Origin of the sequence: Actinomadura sp. NPDC047616 (genome assembly GCF_040642915.1) — a bacterium.
GTDB classification, from domain to species: Bacteria; Actinomycetota; Actinomycetes; order Streptosporangiales; family Streptosporangiaceae; genus Spirillospora; species Spirillospora miaoliensis.
Window position 1 is genome coordinate 155154 of the sequence record NZ_JBEYTB010000008.1, and the last position, 16808, is coordinate 171961.

Genomic DNA, 16808 nt, shown 5'->3' on the forward strand with positions numbered 1-16808 from the left:
TCGGCGGCAATGTCGCCTCCCTGGGCGTTGTTCTGTCTGCCACGTCGTGCGGTTCGGCGGTGTCGCGGCCGACCGGGTCGGGACTGGTGGCCCATCCACCGGCACAGCACCCCACCTGTGGCGCGACCGAGACAGTCTCGTGGCCCCTCAGAGAACCGACTACATCGCAATGGCAAGACCCGCCCAGCGCCCGCCCCTGCGGCTCGACAGGACTCCCCCGTTGCTCCCACCCCCGCACGCCCGTCCCGTAGGCGCACCGGCACGTCCCGCGGGACGCCATACGTGCATATGCCCCCAAGTGGATCAGTAGCCGACGAGGCCGACCATGATCAAATACTCTGTGTTATCAAGTAACTACTCATCGGAGTTGGTGAGATGCGTAGAGGAAAGGACTGAACATGACACGATGCGCTCGGGTCGTCCTGACGGCGACGATGACGGTGGTGACCATGGCCGGGCTGGCGACCACGGCCACGGCGGCGGTCAGCTCGGGACACGGCAAATCGGGCATCAAGTGCAACAAGGTGCTCAGCGATCTCATCACGCTGAATATGCCGATCCTGAGCCCGGGTTCGTCGGACGTCTGCTGACCGGACGGCGCGGGGGACGAACCTGTGGAGGGGGCGTCCCCCGCGTTGCCGTCTGCCCTCTGAGCTGCTCACCCGCGCGGACGGCCGTCACCGAGTGCGCCGCACCAAGCGGACTCCCCTGGGCCGACGAGCGGATACGGGAAAATGCTCACTCCTTTGACGCGCGATTATCGGCCGAGCCAGTAGAGGCGGGTCGGCGGCGGGCGGCTTTCATCTCGTGCCGGCGGGCGGGCTTGAGGGGAGCCCGACGGTTGCTGACTGCGGCCACAAGGGCGGCGGCGACGCAGACGGACGCGGTCGCGTACAGGACGGGTGTCGTCGCCGACGGGGCGGTGTCGCCGTTCATGGCGGCTCCGGCGCACGCCACGCCCAGGCCGGCGGCCAGGGTGATCGCGGTCTTGGTGACACCGGAGGCCTCGCCCGCCCGTCCGGCGCGGATGACGGACTGTGTCGCGGTGAGGGTCAGCGCGTTGGCGGTCCCCAGCACCGCGCCGGCGACCGTGGCCGCCGCCAGGTACCAGGCCGGCGTCGGCGCGGCGGCGAGGACGGCCAGTGCCGCGGCCGACGCCGCGAGGCATGCGCACATCACCGCCGGGGCGGCGCGAGGACGGACGCGTCCGGCGACGGGTCCGCTGACCGCCATCACGGCGGCCGGGGCGAGAAAGGCCGCGCCCGCGTCGCCGACCGGAAGGTGCCACCGGTGCTGAAGGCTCAGCGGCACGACGAACAGGAAGACGACCGTGGCGGTGTTGGCCACGGCGCCGGTGATCGTCAGCACCGTGTAGGGACGGTTTCGCAGCAGGCCGAGATCCACCAAGGGGTTCCCGGCACGTTTCTGCCGGCGCAGGAAACCCGTCAGCAGCACGGCGGCGAGCAGCGCGGCGGCCGCGGTGGCCGGCGGTGGCCAGGCGGGCGCACGGTCCACCGCGAGGGCGAGCACGCCGAGCGCCGCGGTCGCCCACAGCAGGCCGGGCCAGTCGATCCGCGCTTCGGCGGACTCGTCGCGGCTCTCCATGGTGCCCGCGGCCCACCGCGACGCCAGCGCGCCCAGCGGAACGTTCAGCCAGAACACCGCCCGCCAGGAGAACGTCTCGGTGAGGAGGCCGCCGAGGAGGGGGCCGCCGGCGGTGGCGACGCCGCCGAGGCCCAGTGCCCAGCCGATCGCGCGGCCCCGCCTGCCGGGCGGGTGGAGGTTGGTCAGCAGCGCCAGTCCCGCAGGCATGATCATCGCCGCTCCGGCTCCCTGGGCGACGCGGGCCGCGACGAGCAGGGGCAGGGACGGCGCGAGCGCGCACCCCAGCGACGCGGCCGTGAACAACGTCAGCCCGCACAGGAGCAGCCGGCGCCTCCCGAGCAGGTCGCCCAGGCGTCCCGCTGTGAGCATGAGGGTGCCGGTGGCGAGCAGATAGGCGCTGAGCACCCATTGCAGATCCGCCTCCGCGCCTCCCACGTCCCGGCCGATGGCGGGAAGGGCCAGATTGAGTGCGAACGAGTCGAACTGGATGCAGAACACCCCTGCCGCCACCGCCCACAACGCGCGGCGCCGCACGGCCACTGTCACGTTCTCCGCCTCCTTGGATCACGCCATCCTGAGCTGGTGCGTGCTGGGAAAGAGACGGCTGACGGCCGAGATGTCCGGAGTCGCGTCCGGAACGGAGAAATGGAGAAGCGGGACGTCCCGCTGGGAAAGCGCCGGCCCTGACGGTCCGTCAGAGGGCTCTGGCGGTTCGGCGAGCCCTTCCGGCCGGCCGACGGGTTGCGATCCTAGCGCACGGCGGCGCGACGCATGACGCCCCTCAACGCCAGGTGCGGACGCCCGACCCATGCGCCTTTCGAAGGCCGCACGAGCAGTTGTGCCGCGTGGAGGTCTGGATGTCCGGCGAGCCGACGCGCTTGGGCGCGCTACGGCCCTGGACCGGGCGGCGCGCCGAGTGGCGTGCTCGCGGGGGGCGGCCGTGCGCCGGGTGAGCCGTCGCGGGGACGGCCCACCCGGCGAAACGGGGTCTAGCGAGCGGTCTCGGGGATGTCGTCGTATCGGTCGGGGTCGATCTGGTGCGCCGCGCCGGAGCCCACGGCCTCGATGATGCCGGTGAGCCCGTGCTCGACCGTCTTCACCAGCTGCCCGCGCTGCCGGGCTCCCCACGTCTGGGTCTGCCCCCGCACCTCGAACAGGACGGTGCCGGAGCCGTTGAGCGCGAACGCGCCCAGCCCGGTGCCCGGCAGGTCGATGTCCTGCGGGTAGAGGGTCAGCGAGCCGAACGGGGACTGGCCGTAGCCCGACAGGGTGTCGTACGCCGCCAGGGTGAGCTGCTTGGAGTAGTCGAGCCGGTAGCCGCGGTTGTACTGCTGGTGCTTGTCGACGTCGACGAACTTGCCCGAGAGCGACATGGTCACCAGGGCGTCACCGTTCTCGTCGAGGTAGCAGGGGGCCTGGTGGTGCAGGTCGATGTAGCTGTCGACGGCGCCGAACTCCGCCTTCAGCGACTTGTACAGGTCCCTGACGGCCTGCGACTCCGGATTGATGTACCAGCCGGGGCCCGCCGAGGAGCCCGGGAAGTCCGCGGCCCGCGGCACGTAGTTCAGGTCCGGGTGGTAGTCGCGGTTGACGTCGAAGCCGGGCCGCGTCGAGTAGTCGTCGCCCTGCTGCGGCCTGGTGTAGTAGTTCCACGACGGGCGCGCGCCCGCCAGCTGCGGGAAGTCCGCGACGACCTCGGCCCAGGTGCGGTCGTTGCCGCGCCGGTCCAGCTCGGCGGCGTCCGGGTTCATCTTGGGCACCGCGACCAGCGTCACCTGCGAGCGCAGGCGCCGTGCCGCCGGCGTGTCGGCCGTGGCGGTGCGCAGCAGGGACAGGACGGCCTCGGTGCCGGTCTTCTCGTTGCCGTGGATCTCGCTGGTGACCAGCACCACCTTCGGGCCGGTGCCGGTGCGGGCCGCCCAGATGTCCCGGCCGCGGTTGGAGGTGCCGATCCGCGTCACGTCCAGGACGCCGGAACGCTGCGACTCCAGCCGCTGCAGTTCCTTCCCCAGCTCGGCATGGCTCGTCCACGCGGACGTTCCGGTGTCGCCGGTGGACGTTCCGCAGTTCGCGACCGCCGGCTGCGCGGCGGCGGGCGGCGCGAGCGCGACGGCCGGGGCCATGAGCGCCGTCACCGCCAGGCCCACGCCGGCCAGCTTCCTGCCGGTCAGCGCGCGGGTGGAGGTCGTCCGGTTGTGCTTCGTCATGCCGTCGCTCACTCGCTCTCGTGCTGGTCGACCGGCTCGCCGCGGGCGGGGATGGTGTCGGCGACCGCCGGATCGGCGGCGGCGAGGCTGCCGTCGGCGGCGGACTGCAGCAGCGTCGCCATCGAGGCGTAGGCGGTGCGGATCAGGTAGCCGGCGGACTTCTGGCCGATGCCGCCGCGCAGCTCGACCAGGAGGCTCGCGCTGCCCTGCAGGCCGAACGAGTTGCGGGCGATGCCCGCGATCGACTCGCCCGGGTAGAGGCTGACGTCGGCGAAGCCGTAGTCCTCCAGGGAGCCGTACACCACGGCCGCGACCCGCTTGCTGTCCGCGAGCACCTGCGGCGTCACCCCGGAGTTGGTGGGCCACAGGATCGACGCGGTCGCCATCGAGCCGTCGGGCTGCCGGTAACTGCCCTGGTGGTGGTAGTCGACGGTGACGTCCGGCCGCCACGAGCGCACCAGCCGCTGGATCGCGGCCGACTCCGGCACGGGGTTGGCCTCGGGGCTCATCGCCGGGTCGTGGTACCGGTTGATGTCGAAACCCACCCCGGTGCGGCAGTAGGCGCCGGAGCAGTCGGGGTCGACGTTCTGCCGCTGGTACCGCTCGGTGCCGTCGGGGTTCGCGCGGACGACGACGCGCAGCGTCACGTCGTCGAGCACGTCCTTGGCCCAGGCGGCCTTGGAGGTTCCGATCCGCTGCAGCAACTGCAGGGCCGCCTCCGTGCCCAGGGGCTCGTTGCCGTGCTGCTGCGTGATGTAGAGGACCTTGGTGGATCCGGTGCCCACCGTCGCGGACCAGATGTCGCGGCCCTCATGCGTCTTGCCGATCGACTCGACGTCGACGGCGCCCTTGGAACGTTCCTCCAGGCTGTGCAGTGCGGTGGTGAGCTCCGCGTAGGTGTGCAGGCGCTCCAGCGAGACCTGCTGCGCATCCTGCACCCAGGGGCCTCCGGGCGTCGTGCGGTCGGCAGACGCCGTGGCCGTCCCTGCGAACGTGAGAGCCAGGCTGGTGGCCAGGACAACCGCTGCTCGTCGTTTTCCGAGCAAAACAACCTCCTGCAGGGGATTGCATGTTGGCGGAATTCTTAGCACCCGCGACGGAGGCGGCACAATACCTGGGCGCATTTCCCGCCGGGCCGGTCCACAATGGTTCGGAACCTTGATCGTTTGGCGGGTGGACTTGTGACCCAATCCCTCGCGTGGACCGAATCTCCGGCTTACCCGGCAGAAAAAACGTAGACCAAGATCACTCGGCCCCGGTCTCGCACGGGACGGAAATTGTTCACCGTTGAGGCGGCCGTTTCCGGGACGGCTCCGTCTCCTTCCTGGACCTCTGCCGAGCCCACGCTGGTTCCGGTGACGGCAATCCGCCTCGAACTTCCAGTGAGCCGCCGCGTACATTCATGCGTGTCACTCGTGTGCCGATTCGGGGCTTCCTTTTCACCTGGCGTTCCGGTCATCAGGAGGCCGGCGGCTCGGGCCGGTGGGCACGAACGCCGGCGTCGGAACCGTGTGCCTTATCGAGAACGACGGCATCGGATTTTTTGCCCGGCGATCCAACCGCGCTTGAGACGGTCGCCGTGGAAACCAAAACCACGCACCGCCATTTGTCATGGACTCTGATCCGGGAGGTGGTGAACTCGATCGCGGGGTCGGCGCCGGCGGGTGCGGTTAGGCGACGCTGGTGCGGGGAAGTCCTCGCAGCAAGTGCCGGTGGTGCGGTCGTCTGGACGGCGCGGGGCCGCCGGCCGGGGGGATATCGGGGTAACGCTGTGACTGAGCTGAAGGCACGGCAGACGGGGTGGCCGCGACTGAGCGTGGCGGACTGGTCCGAGACGCGGGACACCCTGCACATGTGGACGCAGATCGTCGGCAAGATCCGGTTGGCCCACTCGCCGTTGGTCAACCACTGGTGGCAGGTCACCCTGTACGTGACGCCGCGGGGGCTGAGCACTTCGGCCATCCCGTGCGGGCACGGGGCGTTCGACATCGAGTTCGACTTCCTGGACCACCGGCTGCACGTCCGCACCAGCGACGGAGGCGACCGGCAGGTGGCGTTGGAGCCCAAGCCGGTGGCCCGGTTCTACACCGAGGTCATGCGGACGCTGGACGAGCTGGGCGTGCCGACGCGGATCCAGGCCCGGCCGAACGAGGTGGAGCCGGCCATCCCGTTCGCCGAGGACGAGCGGCACGCCTCCTACGACCCGCACGCGGCGCAGCTGTTCTGGCGGCAGTTGATGCAGGCCCATCGGGTGATCAGCCGGTTCCGGTCCCGTTTCGTCGGCAAGGTCAGCCCGGTGCACCTGTTCTGGGGCGCGCTCGACCTGGCCTGTACCAGGTTCTCCGGGCGGCCGGCCCCAGAGCATCCGGGCGGCGCTCCGAACTGCCCGAACTGGGTGATGGTTGAGGGCTATTCGCACGAGCTGTCCAGCTGCGGGTTCTGGCCCGGCGGGGCCGAGGAGGGCGCGTTCTACGCCTACGCCTATCCCGAGCCGGACGGTTTCGGTGACCATCCCGTCGGGCCGGACGCGGCGTTCTACAGCCGGGAGAACGGCCAGTTCCTGCTTCCGTACGAGGCGGTGGCCACCGCGGCGGCCCCGGACCGGGCGCTGACCGAGTTCCTCGAAACGACCTACGCGGCGGCCGCGGACCTGGGTGGCTGGGACCGCGCGGCGCTGGAGGCCGACCCGCACCGCTGGGATGAGGACCGCCGCCGGTAGCGCCGCCGGGCATCGGTCCCGTCACCGGTCAGGAGGCGGCCGGCTCACAGGGCGAGGGCTTCGACGTCGGCCTGTTCGGTCTGCGGCAGCCAGTGCCGGTGCTTGTCGTAGCGGAGCCAGGCACGCTGCCGGATTGCGGTGTCGACCCTGCGGAGCAGGGCGTCGAACTCGGGATGGCGTTGGGAGGGGCTCCACAGCAGGGACGATCCGTACAGCGGCGTCGGGTCGACGAGCGGGATCAGCCGCAGGAACGGTTCGCCGAACGACTCCAGGTGCGCCGGGACGACCGCGGCCTGGTGCGGCTCCTCGCGCAGCAGCCAGGGGATGTGGTACGGGCCGAGGTCGACGCCGCCGAACCGGCCCTCCAGCCCGAAACGCTCGACGAACTGGCGCAGGAAGTCGAGCGATTCGAGGGGGGCCGGAAGCCACAGCGGGGTTCCGCGCAGGTCCCGCGGGGTCAGCCGGGCGTGCCCGGCCAGCGGGTGCTCGATGTTGACGATCACCGCCATGGCGTCGAGCCGGATGAGGCGGCGCGCCAGGGACGCGGTGTCGGCCCCGTGGGACACCCGTCCCAGCGCGACGTCGATCGTGTCGTCGTGCAGGGCGGCGACCGCGTCCGGCAGGTCGCGGCAGACGCCGACCTCCAGCCGCGGCCCCGACTCGCCCCCGGCGAGGGCGCGGATGGTCGGCGAGGGGAACAGCAGGCTGCCCCAGACGTTCATGCGCAGCGGCCCGGCGCCGGACCGGGTGGACGCGACCGCCTGGTCGCCCGCGAGCAGCAGCCGCCGCGCCGGGTCGAGGAAGTGCCGTCCCGCGGTGGTGAGGCGGACCCCGCGGGCGCCGCGGACGAACAGTTTCACGCCGAGGCCGCCCTCCAGCCGGGAGATCCGCGCGGACAGCGCCTGCTGCGAAAGAGAAAGATCCTTTGCGGCCCGGCCGAAATGCAGGCGGTCGGCGGCGGTGACGAAGGCCCGAACGTGAGCTAGATCCAGATCCATGTCTCTCACCTGGCCTGACAAGCCTTCGCTGTCGGACCGCCAGCGATTTGTTGTTGGACTGGGCCCGACGGACTCGGGTTGGCTGTGTGCCACAAGTGGTGACAGCGGATGTTATGGAGCGGGAGTTTCGTTGTCAATGTCACTGCACCGCACTTTCCGCACCCGGCCGTTTTCGCGCGCGACGGTGTTGGAACGTGCTCACCGGATCGGGCGTCCGCCGTACGGGACGCGGGGATCTCGATGAGCGAGGCTCCGCCGCGACCGGGCGCCGCGCCGCCGTTCCCGCCGACGTCCCGCGAGCGGCCCCGGAAGACGGCCGTGGTCGCCTCGACGCCGTCGGACTCCCACACCTGGGGCCTCGTCGTCCTGCAGTGCGTGCTGGAGGAGGCCGGCTTCTTCGTCCGCAACCTGGGCGCGTGCTGTCCCGTCGACGTGCTGCTGGACGAATGCCGCGCCGCTCCCCCGGCGCTGGTCGCGATCAGCACGGTCAACGGGCACGGACGCGTCGAGGGCGCCGAACTGATCTCCGCGTTCCGCCGCGTGCCCGGGCTGTCGGACGTCCCCGTCGTCATCGGCGGGATGCTGACGACGGGCGGGACCGGCCGGCGGGAGGTCGTGGCGGAGCTCACCGGGCTCGGCTTCACGGGCGTGTTCGTCGGCGACGCGGCCCTGCGGGAGTTCCGCGACCACCTGGCGTGGGCGGACGCGCATGCACGTTGAGGCACCGCCGGAGGCGTCCCCGCCGTCGTGCGCCGCGTCGTTCGGCGAGTTCGTGGCCGGGCACGCGCGCGCGGGACGGCTGGTCGTCCAGCCGAGGATGGGGTTCGGTTCTGCGGAGGCGATGCGCCGCGGCCTGCTGGCGGTGCGCGCCGCCGACGCGTGCGCCGCCGGGACGATCACGCTCGACAGCTACACCCGCGTCGGCGCGCACGACCGGGCGGCGCGGGCGCTCGCCGCCGGCAGCGACCTCAACGGCTATCCGCTGGTCGCCCATGCCGTGGAGACGACGACGGCGGTCCTCGACGGCGTCGCGGGCGGCGGTTTCCCCGTCCAGGTGCGGCACGGGTCGGCGCTGCCGTCGGCGATCGTGCGCACCGCGCTGCGCTGCGGCCTCAACGCGACCGAGGGCGGTCCGGTCTCCTACTGCCTGCCCTACAGCCGGGTCCCGCTGGCGGACGCGATCGCGGACTGGCGGACGACCTGCGAGCTGCTGGCGCGGACGCCGGGCGCGCATCTGGAGAGTTTCGGCGGCTGCATGCTGGGCCAGCTCTGCCCGCCCTCGCTGCTGGTCGCGTTGAGCGTGCTGGAGGGCCTGTTCTTCCGGCAGCACGGCCTGCGCAGCGTGTCGCTCAGCTACGCCCAGCAGACCCACCACGGGCAGGACGCCGAGGCCGTCGCGGCGCTGCGGCTGCTGGCGGCCGAGTTCCTCGGCGACCTGGACCGGCACGTCGTCCTCTACACCTACATGGGCCTGTTCCCGCAGACCGCGCGGGGCGCGGCCGCGCTGCTGGAGGAGAGCGTCCGGCTGGCGGTCGCGACGCGGGCGGAACGGCTGATCCTGAAGACCAGGGCGGAGGCGACGCGCATCCCCGCCATCGAGGACAACGTGGTGGCGCTGGAGGACGCCCATGCCGCCGCGCTGCGCCTGCGGGCGTCTGCCCCGCCGGTGCCCGCGCCGGACCGGGTCCGCGGCACGGAGGTCTACCGGGAGGCGCGGACGCTCGTCGAATGCGTGCTGGACCTGTCCGAGGACCTCGGCGAGGCTTTCGCGGCCGCCTTCGCGCGGGGTTACCTGGACGTTCCGTATTGCCTGCATCCGGACAACAGGAACCGCGCCCGCACCTTTCTCGACGACACCGGCCGGCTGCGTTGGGCGGCGGTCGGCGGAATGCCGCTGAAACCGTCTCCGCCGGGCCGGAATCGGCGTGGCACGGCACCGGAGTCCGTGGAACTGCTGCGAATGCTCCATTGGATGCGCGAACGATTCGACAACGCGCCGCCCGGTCCGCGCGAATGATGCCGGACCGTTCCACTGTTCACCGTTCGGTCCTCGGGCGCAGGAGAAAAACGATGGAAGGTACCCCGGCGGGCGTGTCCGCCTCCGTCCTCGCCGGCGCGGGTCTGGACACCGGCCTGCTGGACTGCTGGGAGGTGACGCTGGCGATGGCGTTGCTCGTCCAGGGATGCCGCGACGTCCGCTCGGTGCTGGGCTCGCAGTGGTGGTTCGCCTACGAGCCGGGCGGCGGGGCGGCGCCCCTCCTGGACTTCGAGGCGCAGCAGGACCGGTGCGCGTCGCTGGCCGGGCTGCGTCCGCGTTCCGAACGCGCCGCGGAGGGCGGGCTGGCGGCGGCGTGCGAGCGGGCGCTGGCCTCCGGCCGCGTCCCGATGGTGGTCACCGACGCCTACCTGCTGCCGTGGTGTCCCTACGCGGGCCGCAAGCACGTCGAGCACAGCTTCGTCGTCACGGCCGTCGACGGGTCGCCCCCGACGCTGCGGGTGGCCGACGGCTACGACAACCGCACCGAATGGGGCGACGCGCGTCCCCTGGACACGACCGTGGACGCCGCGTTGACGGCCGTACTGGAACGGGACCCGGCGACGCGGCTCGTCACTCTCGTCCCCGAGCCCCCGGACGCGGGAGTTCCCGGACGGGCCGAGTTGTTCCACGCCAACCTCGCCGTGCTCGGGGACTGGGCGGCGTCCGAGCCCTACAAGGCGTTCGTGGAGGAGCACTGCCGCGCCGACGTCGACCTCGCGGCGTTCGACCGGTTCTGCGAGGCCTGCTGGACGATCGAACGGCGCCGGGGCCTGTACGCGACGTGGCTGGACGACCTCGCCGCCGAGCCCGGCGCCCCGGTGCCGGCGGAACTCGGCGGCCGTTTCCGCGAGGAGGTCGTCGCGCGGTGGTCCGAGGTGAACCGCTTCGCCTACCTGGCGCTGCGCCGCCTGCGCGCGGGCCGCCGTCCCTCCGGCGGCCTCGCGGACCTGGTCACCGCCGCGGCCGAGGCCGAGCGGGCGCTCGCCACCGCCCTCGCCGCCGGGCGGGCCGGGGCGCCCGCGGAAGGGGAACGCGCATGAGGGCGGAGTACGACATCGCGGACCGGTTCACCCGGGCGGCCCGGGAGCGGCCCGACGCGACCGCCGTGCGGGACGGCGCCACGGCCCTGAGCCTGACGTACGGGCAGTGCCTCGCGCTCGCCTCACAGGTCGCCGAGGTGGTCGCCGCGCACACCGGCGCCGGGCAGTGCGTGGGGCTGAGCGTCCGCAAGAGCCCGCAGGCGATCGTGCTGATGCTCGGCTGCCTGCTCGCGGGCGTCCCGTACGTCCCGATCGACCCGCACGCGCCGCCCCGGCGACGGCGGCAGATCGTCGCCGACGCCGACCCCCGGCTGCTGTTCGCGTCAGCCGACACCGCCGAGAACTGGCCGGAGGAGGACCTCGGCGCCCTCACCGGCCTGGCCCCCGCGGGCACCGGGTGGTCGCGGCAGGCCGAGGAGATCCTGGCGGGCGAGCTGCTCGTGGCGCGGCGCGACGCGGCGGGATCGCCCGACATCGCGGCCAACGAGCTGGCGTACGTCCTCTACACGTCCGGGTCCACCGGCGTACCCAAGGGCGTGATGATCAGCACCGTCAACGCGGGCTACTTCGTCGACTGGGCCGCCGCCGCGTTCCCGCTGCGCCCCGGCGACCACGTGGCCCAGCACGCGCCGCTGCATTTCGACCTGCCGGTGTACGACGTGTACGTGGCGCTGACGTCCGGCGCGTGCCTGCACCTGATGGACGAGCGCACGGTGATGTTCCCGGCCGCCGCCTACCGGTTCCTGCGCGACCGCGGCATCACGGCGCTGTACGCGGTGCCGTCGGCGCTGAACGCGCTCACCCGGCGGTCCCGGCTGGTGGACCACGGGCTCCCGCGGCTGCGCCAGCTGCTGTACGCCGGGGAGGAGTACCACGTGCCGCAGCTGCGAACGCTGGTGTCGGCGCTGCCGGAGGGGACGCGCGTCGCCAACCTCTACGGCCCGGTCGAGACCAACGTCGTCACCTGGGCGGACGTGACCCCGGAGCTGCTGGCCGGGAGCCGGATGCCGATCGGCGGGCCCGTCCCCGGGACGGACGTGCGGCTGCTCGGCGACGACGGCGTGCCGCGCGCCGCGTCGGCCGAGGGCGAGCTGATCGTCTCCGGACCGTCCGTCACCCCCGGCTACCTCCACGATCCCGGGCGCACCGCGCGCGCCATGCTCGGCCTTCCCGACGGCGACGGCCGCCGCGTCTACTACCGGACGGGCGACTTCGCCGAGGCGGACGCGGCCGGCGTCCTGCGGTTCCGGGGACGCCGCGACGGCCTGGTCAAGACGCGGGGGTTCCGCGTCGAGCTGGGCGAGGTGGAGGCGGCGATCCTCGCGCACCCGGGGATCGCGCAGGCGGTCGTCCGGCCGGTGCCGCATCCCGAGCACGGCACGGTGCTGGAGGCGCACGTGGTGCCGGACGGTCCGGGCGCGGCGCCGGAGGCGTCCGCGCTGCGGCACTGGCTGACCGGCCAGGTGCCCGGCTACATGGTCCCGGCGACCGTGACCTTCCACGAGGAGCTGCCCGTGACGTCCACCGGCAAGATCGCCCGTTCCGCGGTGGGGGGTGCGGCCGGATGACCGCCGACGCCAACACCGCCGCCGTCGGGCTCGTCCTGACGGTGCTGCGGTCGGTGCTGGGCGAGGAGCCCGCCCTGACGCCCGGCACCGCGCTGTTCGAGGTGCCCGGGTTCGACTCGCTGGCGCTCGCGGCCGTCGTCGAGCGCCTGGAGGACGAGCTCGGGCCCGTCCTGCCCGACGAGCTGCTCGTGCCGGAGTCGTTCGCCACGCCGGACGACATCGCCGCCGTCCTCGTCGCCCCGGCCCTGCGCGCGCAGCATGGAGGAGTGCCGTCATGACCGCCCACCCCGAGCCGGAGGCGTCGCTGCTGCACGACCTGCTCGACCGCGCCGCCGCCCGCTGGCCGGACCGCACGGCGCTGGTCAGCGGCGACGTCCGCGGCACGTTCGCCGAGCTGCGGGACGCCTCGCTGGCCGCCGAGGCGGGCCTGCGGCGCTGCGGCGTGCGGCGCGGCGACCGCGTCGTGGTGGTGATCGACGAGTTCACCGACGCCATCGCGGTCATGTTCGGGGCGTCCCGCCTCGGCGCCGTCTACGTGCTGATGAACGGCGACACCACCGGTTACGCCGCCGAGCACGTCATGCGCGACTGCGCCCCGGCCCTGGTGGTCGCGGGCCGCGACACCGAGGCGCGGCGGTGCGCCGGGACGCTCGGGCTGCCCGTCGCCGACCTGCCGTGCTTCACCGCCCCGCCGCCCCGCGACGGGCGGGGCGGGCCCGTGCCGCCCGCGGCGCGGCCGATCTCCTGGGACCTGGTCAGCGTGCTGTACACCTCCGGGTCGACGGGACGGCCGAAGGGCGTGGCGGGCACGCACGCGAACATGGTGTTCGCCGCGCGGATGATCGCCCGGCGGCTGCGGCTGCGCGAGGACGACGTGATCGGCTGCGTGCTGCCGCTGGCGTTCGACTACGGCGTGTACCAGATCCTGCTGAGCATGCTGTCGGGCTGCTCGCTGGTGTGGGGCAAGGGCACCGACGCCGGGCCGGGGCTGCTGGCGTTCCTCAACCGGCACCGGGTCACGGTGCTGCCGTCGGTGCCGGGGCTCGCGCACAACCTGGACCGGCTGTCGCGGCGCACCCCGGACGCGCTGCCGCCGCTGCGGGTGCTCACCAACACCGGCGCGGCGATGTCCGCCGACCTGCTGGAACGGCTGCGGGCGAGCTACCCGGACCTCGGCGTGTACCTGATGTTCGGGCTCACCGAGTGCAAGCGCATCTCGATCCTGCTGCCCGAGGAGCTGCCGCACAAGCCGGGCTCGGTCGGCCGCCCGCTGGACGACACCGAATGCGTGATCGTGGACGCCGGCGGGCGGCCGCTGCCGCCGGGCGAGATCGGCGAGCTGGTCGTGCGCGGCCCGCACGTCACCCAGGGCTACTGGGGCGACCCGGAGCGCACCGCGCTGCGGTTCCGGCCGTGGGGCCCGTTCGGCGAGCGGGCGCTGTTCACCGGGGACCAGTGCTGGCTGGACGAGGACGGCTACCTGTACTTCCACGGCCGCGACGACGACATCTACAAGTCCAACGGGTTTCGCGTGTCGGCGACCGAGGTGGCGATGGCGGCCGAGGAGGTCCCCGGGGTGCACGAGGCGTTCTGCGTGGGCGCGCGGGGCGACGACCCGCCCGTCCTCGCGGTCGTCACCGAGCTGACGGCCATGCGGGTGCGGACCGAGCTGCAAAGGCATCTGGAGTGGTTCAAGGTGCCGGACCTGATCGTCCCGGTGGAACGGCTTCCGCTGAACCGCAACGGCAAGGTCGACCCGGTCGCGGTGCGCGCCCTCGGCGCGGCGGCGGCAGGCCCCGGCAAGGTGAACGCCGCCGGTGACGCGGGGAGGCCGGCATGAACGTCCCGGCGCGGACGCTGCGGAGGCTGGCCGCCGAGTACGGCACCCCGCTGTACGTCTACGACCTCGACGTGGCACGGGCGGCGCACGCCGAGCTGGCCGGTTCCGTCCCCGCGGGCAGCCACCTGTTCTACTCGCTCAAGGCCAACCCGTTTCCGCCGCTGGTGGGCGCGCTGCTCGACGCCGGGGCGCGGGCCGAGGTCTGCTCCCGCGGCGAGCTGGACACCGCGCTGGCGGCGGGTGCGGACGCCCGTTCGTGTCTCTACACGGGCCCGGCCAAGACCGAGGGCGAACTCGCGCACGCCCTGTCGCGCGGCGTGCGTCTGTTCTCCGTCGACTCCCCGACCGACCTGGCCCGCCTGGGGTTGTGCGCGCGGCGGGCGGGGGTGCCGGCCAAGGCGATCCTCCGGTTGAACCCGTCGGCGTACCCAAGGGGGGCGGGCCTGGCGATGGGCGGCGCGCCGTCGCAGTTCGGCGCGGACGTCGCGTGGGTGCGCGACCGGCCCGGGCAGTTCCGGGCGGACGGGGTCGAGCTGGCCGGCTACCACGTCTACGTCGGGACGAACATCGACGACACCGACCGGCTCATGGACTGGTTCGAGCTGGCGGTGGACGCCGTCCGGCAGGCGCAGGAGGCGCTGCGGCTGCGCGTGGAGATCGTCGACCTCGGCGGCGGCTTCGGCCACCCGTACGCGCGGCCCGGCGCCCGTCCGGCCTGGCCCGGCCTGGCCGAGCGGCTCGCCGGGCTGCTCGCGCGGCTGCCCGGGGCGGCGGCGTCCCCGGGCGGGCCGGTCGTGGCGTTCGAGTCCGGCCGTTACCTGGCCAGTGGATGCGGCACGCTGGTGCTGGGCGTGCAGGACGTCAAGCGCAGCAAGGACACCCGCTTCGTGATCGCCGACGGCGGCGTCAACGTGCTGGGCGGCATGCAGGGGCTGCGCCGCGTCCCGCCGATCATGGCGGAGCCGCTGCCGCTGCCGTCGGCCGTGCCGGCCGGGGACGGCGGGCGGGACCGCGACGGCGAGGCGGTGCTGGCCGGGCCGCTGTGCACGGCGCTGGACCTGCTCAACCAGCGCGCCCGGCTCCCCGGCGCCGCCCCCGGCGGGCTGCTGGCCGTCCCGAACGTGGGCGCGTACGGGCTGACGGCGGCGCTGGTGGCGTTCCTCGGCCGGGACGCGCCCGCCGAGGTGGCCGTGGACGCCGGCGGCGTCCGGGCGGCGCTGCGGCTGGAGACGGCGTACCGGCCGCTGTCCGCCGCACCACACGGCGTGAACGGCGATTCCACGGGCGAAAGAGCCACGGGCGAAAGGGCCACCGGCGAAAGGGCGGAGACGCGATGACAGACCGGCGCGAGGAATTCCTGCGCGTGCTGCTCGGCCACCTGGGAGCGGTCCAGGACACCGCGCAGATCACCCCGACGGCGAACCTGCGGTCGCTCGGGCTCAACTCGATGCGGGCCGTCGACCTGGTGATGGATTTGGAGGACGCGTTCGGGTTCGTCTTCCCCGACTCGGCGTTCACCGACGAGGTGTTCGCGACCGCCGACAGCATCTGGGCGGTCGTGTCCGAGCAGGTGTCCGGGCACCCCGCCGAACGGGCCGAGCCGTGACCGCCCGCCCCGACCTGGCCGGGGCGACCGCGCGGCTCGCCGAGCTGGCCGAGGTCATCGACGCCACCGGCGACCCCGACGGCCGCGGCGTCGGCGTGCTGCGCGACCACGGCCTGCTGGGCTACACGGTGCCCGCCGACTGCGGCGGCGCCGGCGCGGACACCGCCGCCTTCCTGCACGCCGCGGCGGAGCTGGGCGGGCAGTGCCTGGGCGTGGCGGTGCTGTGGGTCATGCACTGCCAGCAGGTGGCGGTGCTGGCCGAGTACGCGCCCGAGCCGCTGCGGTCGCGGGTGCTGCGGTCCGTCGCCGCCGAGCAGACGCTGCTGGCGTCCATCACCACCGAGGCGGGCAAGGGCGGCCACATGCTGACCGCGATGGCGGCGATCGACGACCGGGACGGCGTCGTCCGGTTCCACCGCGACGCCCCGGTGGTGTCGGGCGGGGCGCAGGCGGGCGCGTTCCTGGTGACGATGCGCCGCACCGAGGACGGCCCGGCCGACGACGTGGTGCTCGTGCACTGCCCGCGCGAGCTGTCCGACCCCAAGGTGATCGCGCCGCTGCGGATGCTGGGGATGCGCGGCACCTGCAACGTGTCGATGACCGTGGACGTCGAGGTGCCCCGCGACCACGTCATCGAACCGCCCGGCGGCTTCGCACGGGTGACGGCGCGGACGATGGCGCCGCTCGGGCATCTCGGCTGGGCGGCGGCGTGGACGGGCGCGGCCCGCGCCGCGCTGCGGCACGTCGTCGGCCACGCGCGCCGTCCCGCGGGCGGCGGCCCCGCGATCCGCCGCGACGACGACACGCTCGACCGGATCGCGCTGGCCCGCCGGGACCTGGACATCGCCGAGGCGATGGTGGCCGCGGGCCTGCGCGAGTACGAGGCGCGCACCGGTGCCGGGCGGGACCGTCCCGCCTTCCAGATCATGATCAACAATGTGAAGGTCGCGGCGTCCGAACGCTGCTTCGCGGCGGCCGACGGGCTGCTGGAGGTCGCCGGGCTCGGCCTCGGCTACCGCCAGGGCGACGGCCTGGTGCTCGAACGGATCTTCCGGGACCTGCGGTCGGCGAGCCTGATGTACGGCAACCGGCGCCTGCTGCGCGCCAACGGCAGGCTCGGCCTGCTGGACACCGCCGCCTGCTCGTTCGCCGCGTCGGGCCCGCTGGGCCGGGACGAGGGGTGAGGA

At 73.3% G+C, this 16808-nt stretch carries 15 protein-coding genes; 11 read left to right on the forward strand and 4 right to left on the reverse strand.

The features are described 5' to 3' along the window. Window positions 1-398 precede the first annotated feature (398 nt). The gene (locus tag ABZ801_RS20565; protein WP_360699834.1) at window positions 399-590 is read left to right on the forward strand and encodes a hypothetical protein; all 192 of its coding nucleotides are present in this window, start codon (window positions 399-401) and stop codon (window positions 588-590) included. A 148-nt stretch (window positions 591-738) separates the two neighbouring features. Here the strand turns inward: ABZ801_RS20565 and ABZ801_RS20570 are convergent, their stop codons facing one another. The 3 genes from ABZ801_RS20570 to ABZ801_RS20580 form a co-directional block, all read right to left on the reverse strand. After that, window positions 739-2151, reverse strand: coding sequence for an MFS transporter (locus ABZ801_RS20570; RefSeq protein WP_360699837.1), 1413 nt, complete (start codon window positions 2149-2151; stop codon window positions 739-741). Between the two features lie 443 nt (window positions 2152-2594). Further along, window positions 2595-3812, reverse strand: a complete 1218-nt coding sequence (locus ABZ801_RS20575) for a M14 family zinc carboxypeptidase (protein WP_344940126.1) — start codon at window positions 3810-3812, stop codon at window positions 2595-2597. An 8-nt stretch (window positions 3813-3820) separates the two neighbouring features. Beyond that, window positions 3821-4750, reverse strand: a complete 930-nt coding sequence (locus tag ABZ801_RS20580; RefSeq protein ID WP_360699841.1) for a M14 family zinc carboxypeptidase — start codon at window positions 4748-4750, stop codon at window positions 3821-3823. A gap of 833 nt (window positions 4751-5583) precedes the next feature. On the opposite strand from ABZ801_RS20580, the gene ABZ801_RS20585 reads away from it, so the two are divergent. Beyond that, window positions 5584-6531, forward strand: coding sequence for a DUF5996 family protein (locus ABZ801_RS20585; protein WP_360699844.1), 948 nt, complete (start codon window positions 5584-5586; stop codon window positions 6529-6531). A 44-nt stretch (window positions 6532-6575) separates the two neighbouring features. On the opposite strand, the gene ABZ801_RS20590 is transcribed toward ABZ801_RS20585, so the two are convergent. After that, entirely contained in the window at window positions 6576-7529 is a 954-nt protein-coding gene (locus ABZ801_RS20590; RefSeq protein WP_360699847.1) for a LysR family transcriptional regulator, read from the reverse strand. 240 nt (window positions 7530-7769) lie between these two features. On the opposite strand from ABZ801_RS20590, the gene ABZ801_RS20595 reads away from it, so the two are divergent. The 9 genes from ABZ801_RS20595 to ABZ801_RS20635 are packed head-to-tail and all read left to right on the forward strand — an operon-like array spanning window position 7770 to window position 16805. Then, on the forward strand, window positions 7770-8249 hold the full coding sequence (locus tag ABZ801_RS20595) for a cobalamin-dependent protein (protein WP_360699849.1): 480 nt from the start codon (window positions 7770-7772) through the stop codon (window positions 8247-8249). Beyond that, window positions 8239-9546 (forward strand): methylaspartate mutase, encoded by a 1308-nt coding sequence (locus ABZ801_RS20600; RefSeq protein WP_360699852.1) that lies wholly within the window; start codon window positions 8239-8241, stop codon window positions 9544-9546. Before ABZ801_RS20595 ends, ABZ801_RS20600 begins: the two co-directional genes overlap by 11 nt. A gap of 53 nt (window positions 9547-9599) precedes the next feature. Beyond that, complete coding sequence (locus ABZ801_RS20605; RefSeq protein ID WP_360699855.1) at window positions 9600-10607, forward strand: hypothetical protein; 1008 nt, start codon at window positions 9600-9602, stop codon at window positions 10605-10607. After that, on the forward strand, window positions 10604-12175 hold the full coding sequence (locus tag ABZ801_RS20610) for an amino acid adenylation domain-containing protein (RefSeq protein WP_360699858.1): 1572 nt from the start codon (window positions 10604-10606) through the stop codon (window positions 12173-12175). The genes ABZ801_RS20605 and ABZ801_RS20610 overlap by 4 nt, the downstream gene beginning before the upstream one ends. Further along, entirely contained in the window at window positions 12172-12453 is a 282-nt protein-coding gene (locus tag ABZ801_RS20615; RefSeq protein ID WP_360699860.1) for an acyl carrier protein, read from the forward strand. Before ABZ801_RS20610 ends, ABZ801_RS20615 begins: the two co-directional genes overlap by 4 nt. Next, complete coding sequence (locus ABZ801_RS20620) at window positions 12450-14015, forward strand: AMP-binding protein (RefSeq protein ID WP_360699862.1); 1566 nt, start codon at window positions 12450-12452, stop codon at window positions 14013-14015. The genes ABZ801_RS20615 and ABZ801_RS20620 overlap by 4 nt, the downstream gene beginning before the upstream one ends. Next, a complete protein-coding gene (locus ABZ801_RS20625) occupies window positions 14012-15352 on the forward strand; it encodes a type III PLP-dependent enzyme (protein WP_360699865.1) in 1341 nt (446 codons plus the stop codon). Before ABZ801_RS20620 ends, ABZ801_RS20625 begins: the two co-directional genes overlap by 4 nt. Then, the gene (locus tag ABZ801_RS20630; RefSeq protein ID WP_344940160.1) at window positions 15349-15621 is read left to right on the forward strand and encodes a phosphopantetheine-binding protein; all 273 of its coding nucleotides are present in this window, start codon (window positions 15349-15351) and stop codon (window positions 15619-15621) included. Before ABZ801_RS20625 ends, ABZ801_RS20630 begins: the two co-directional genes overlap by 4 nt. Beyond that, on the forward strand, window positions 15618-16805 hold the full coding sequence (locus ABZ801_RS20635; protein ID WP_360699868.1) for an acyl-CoA dehydrogenase family protein: 1188 nt from the start codon (window positions 15618-15620) through the stop codon (window positions 16803-16805). The genes ABZ801_RS20630 and ABZ801_RS20635 overlap by 4 nt, the downstream gene beginning before the upstream one ends. Window positions 16806-16808: the final 3 nt, after the last annotated feature.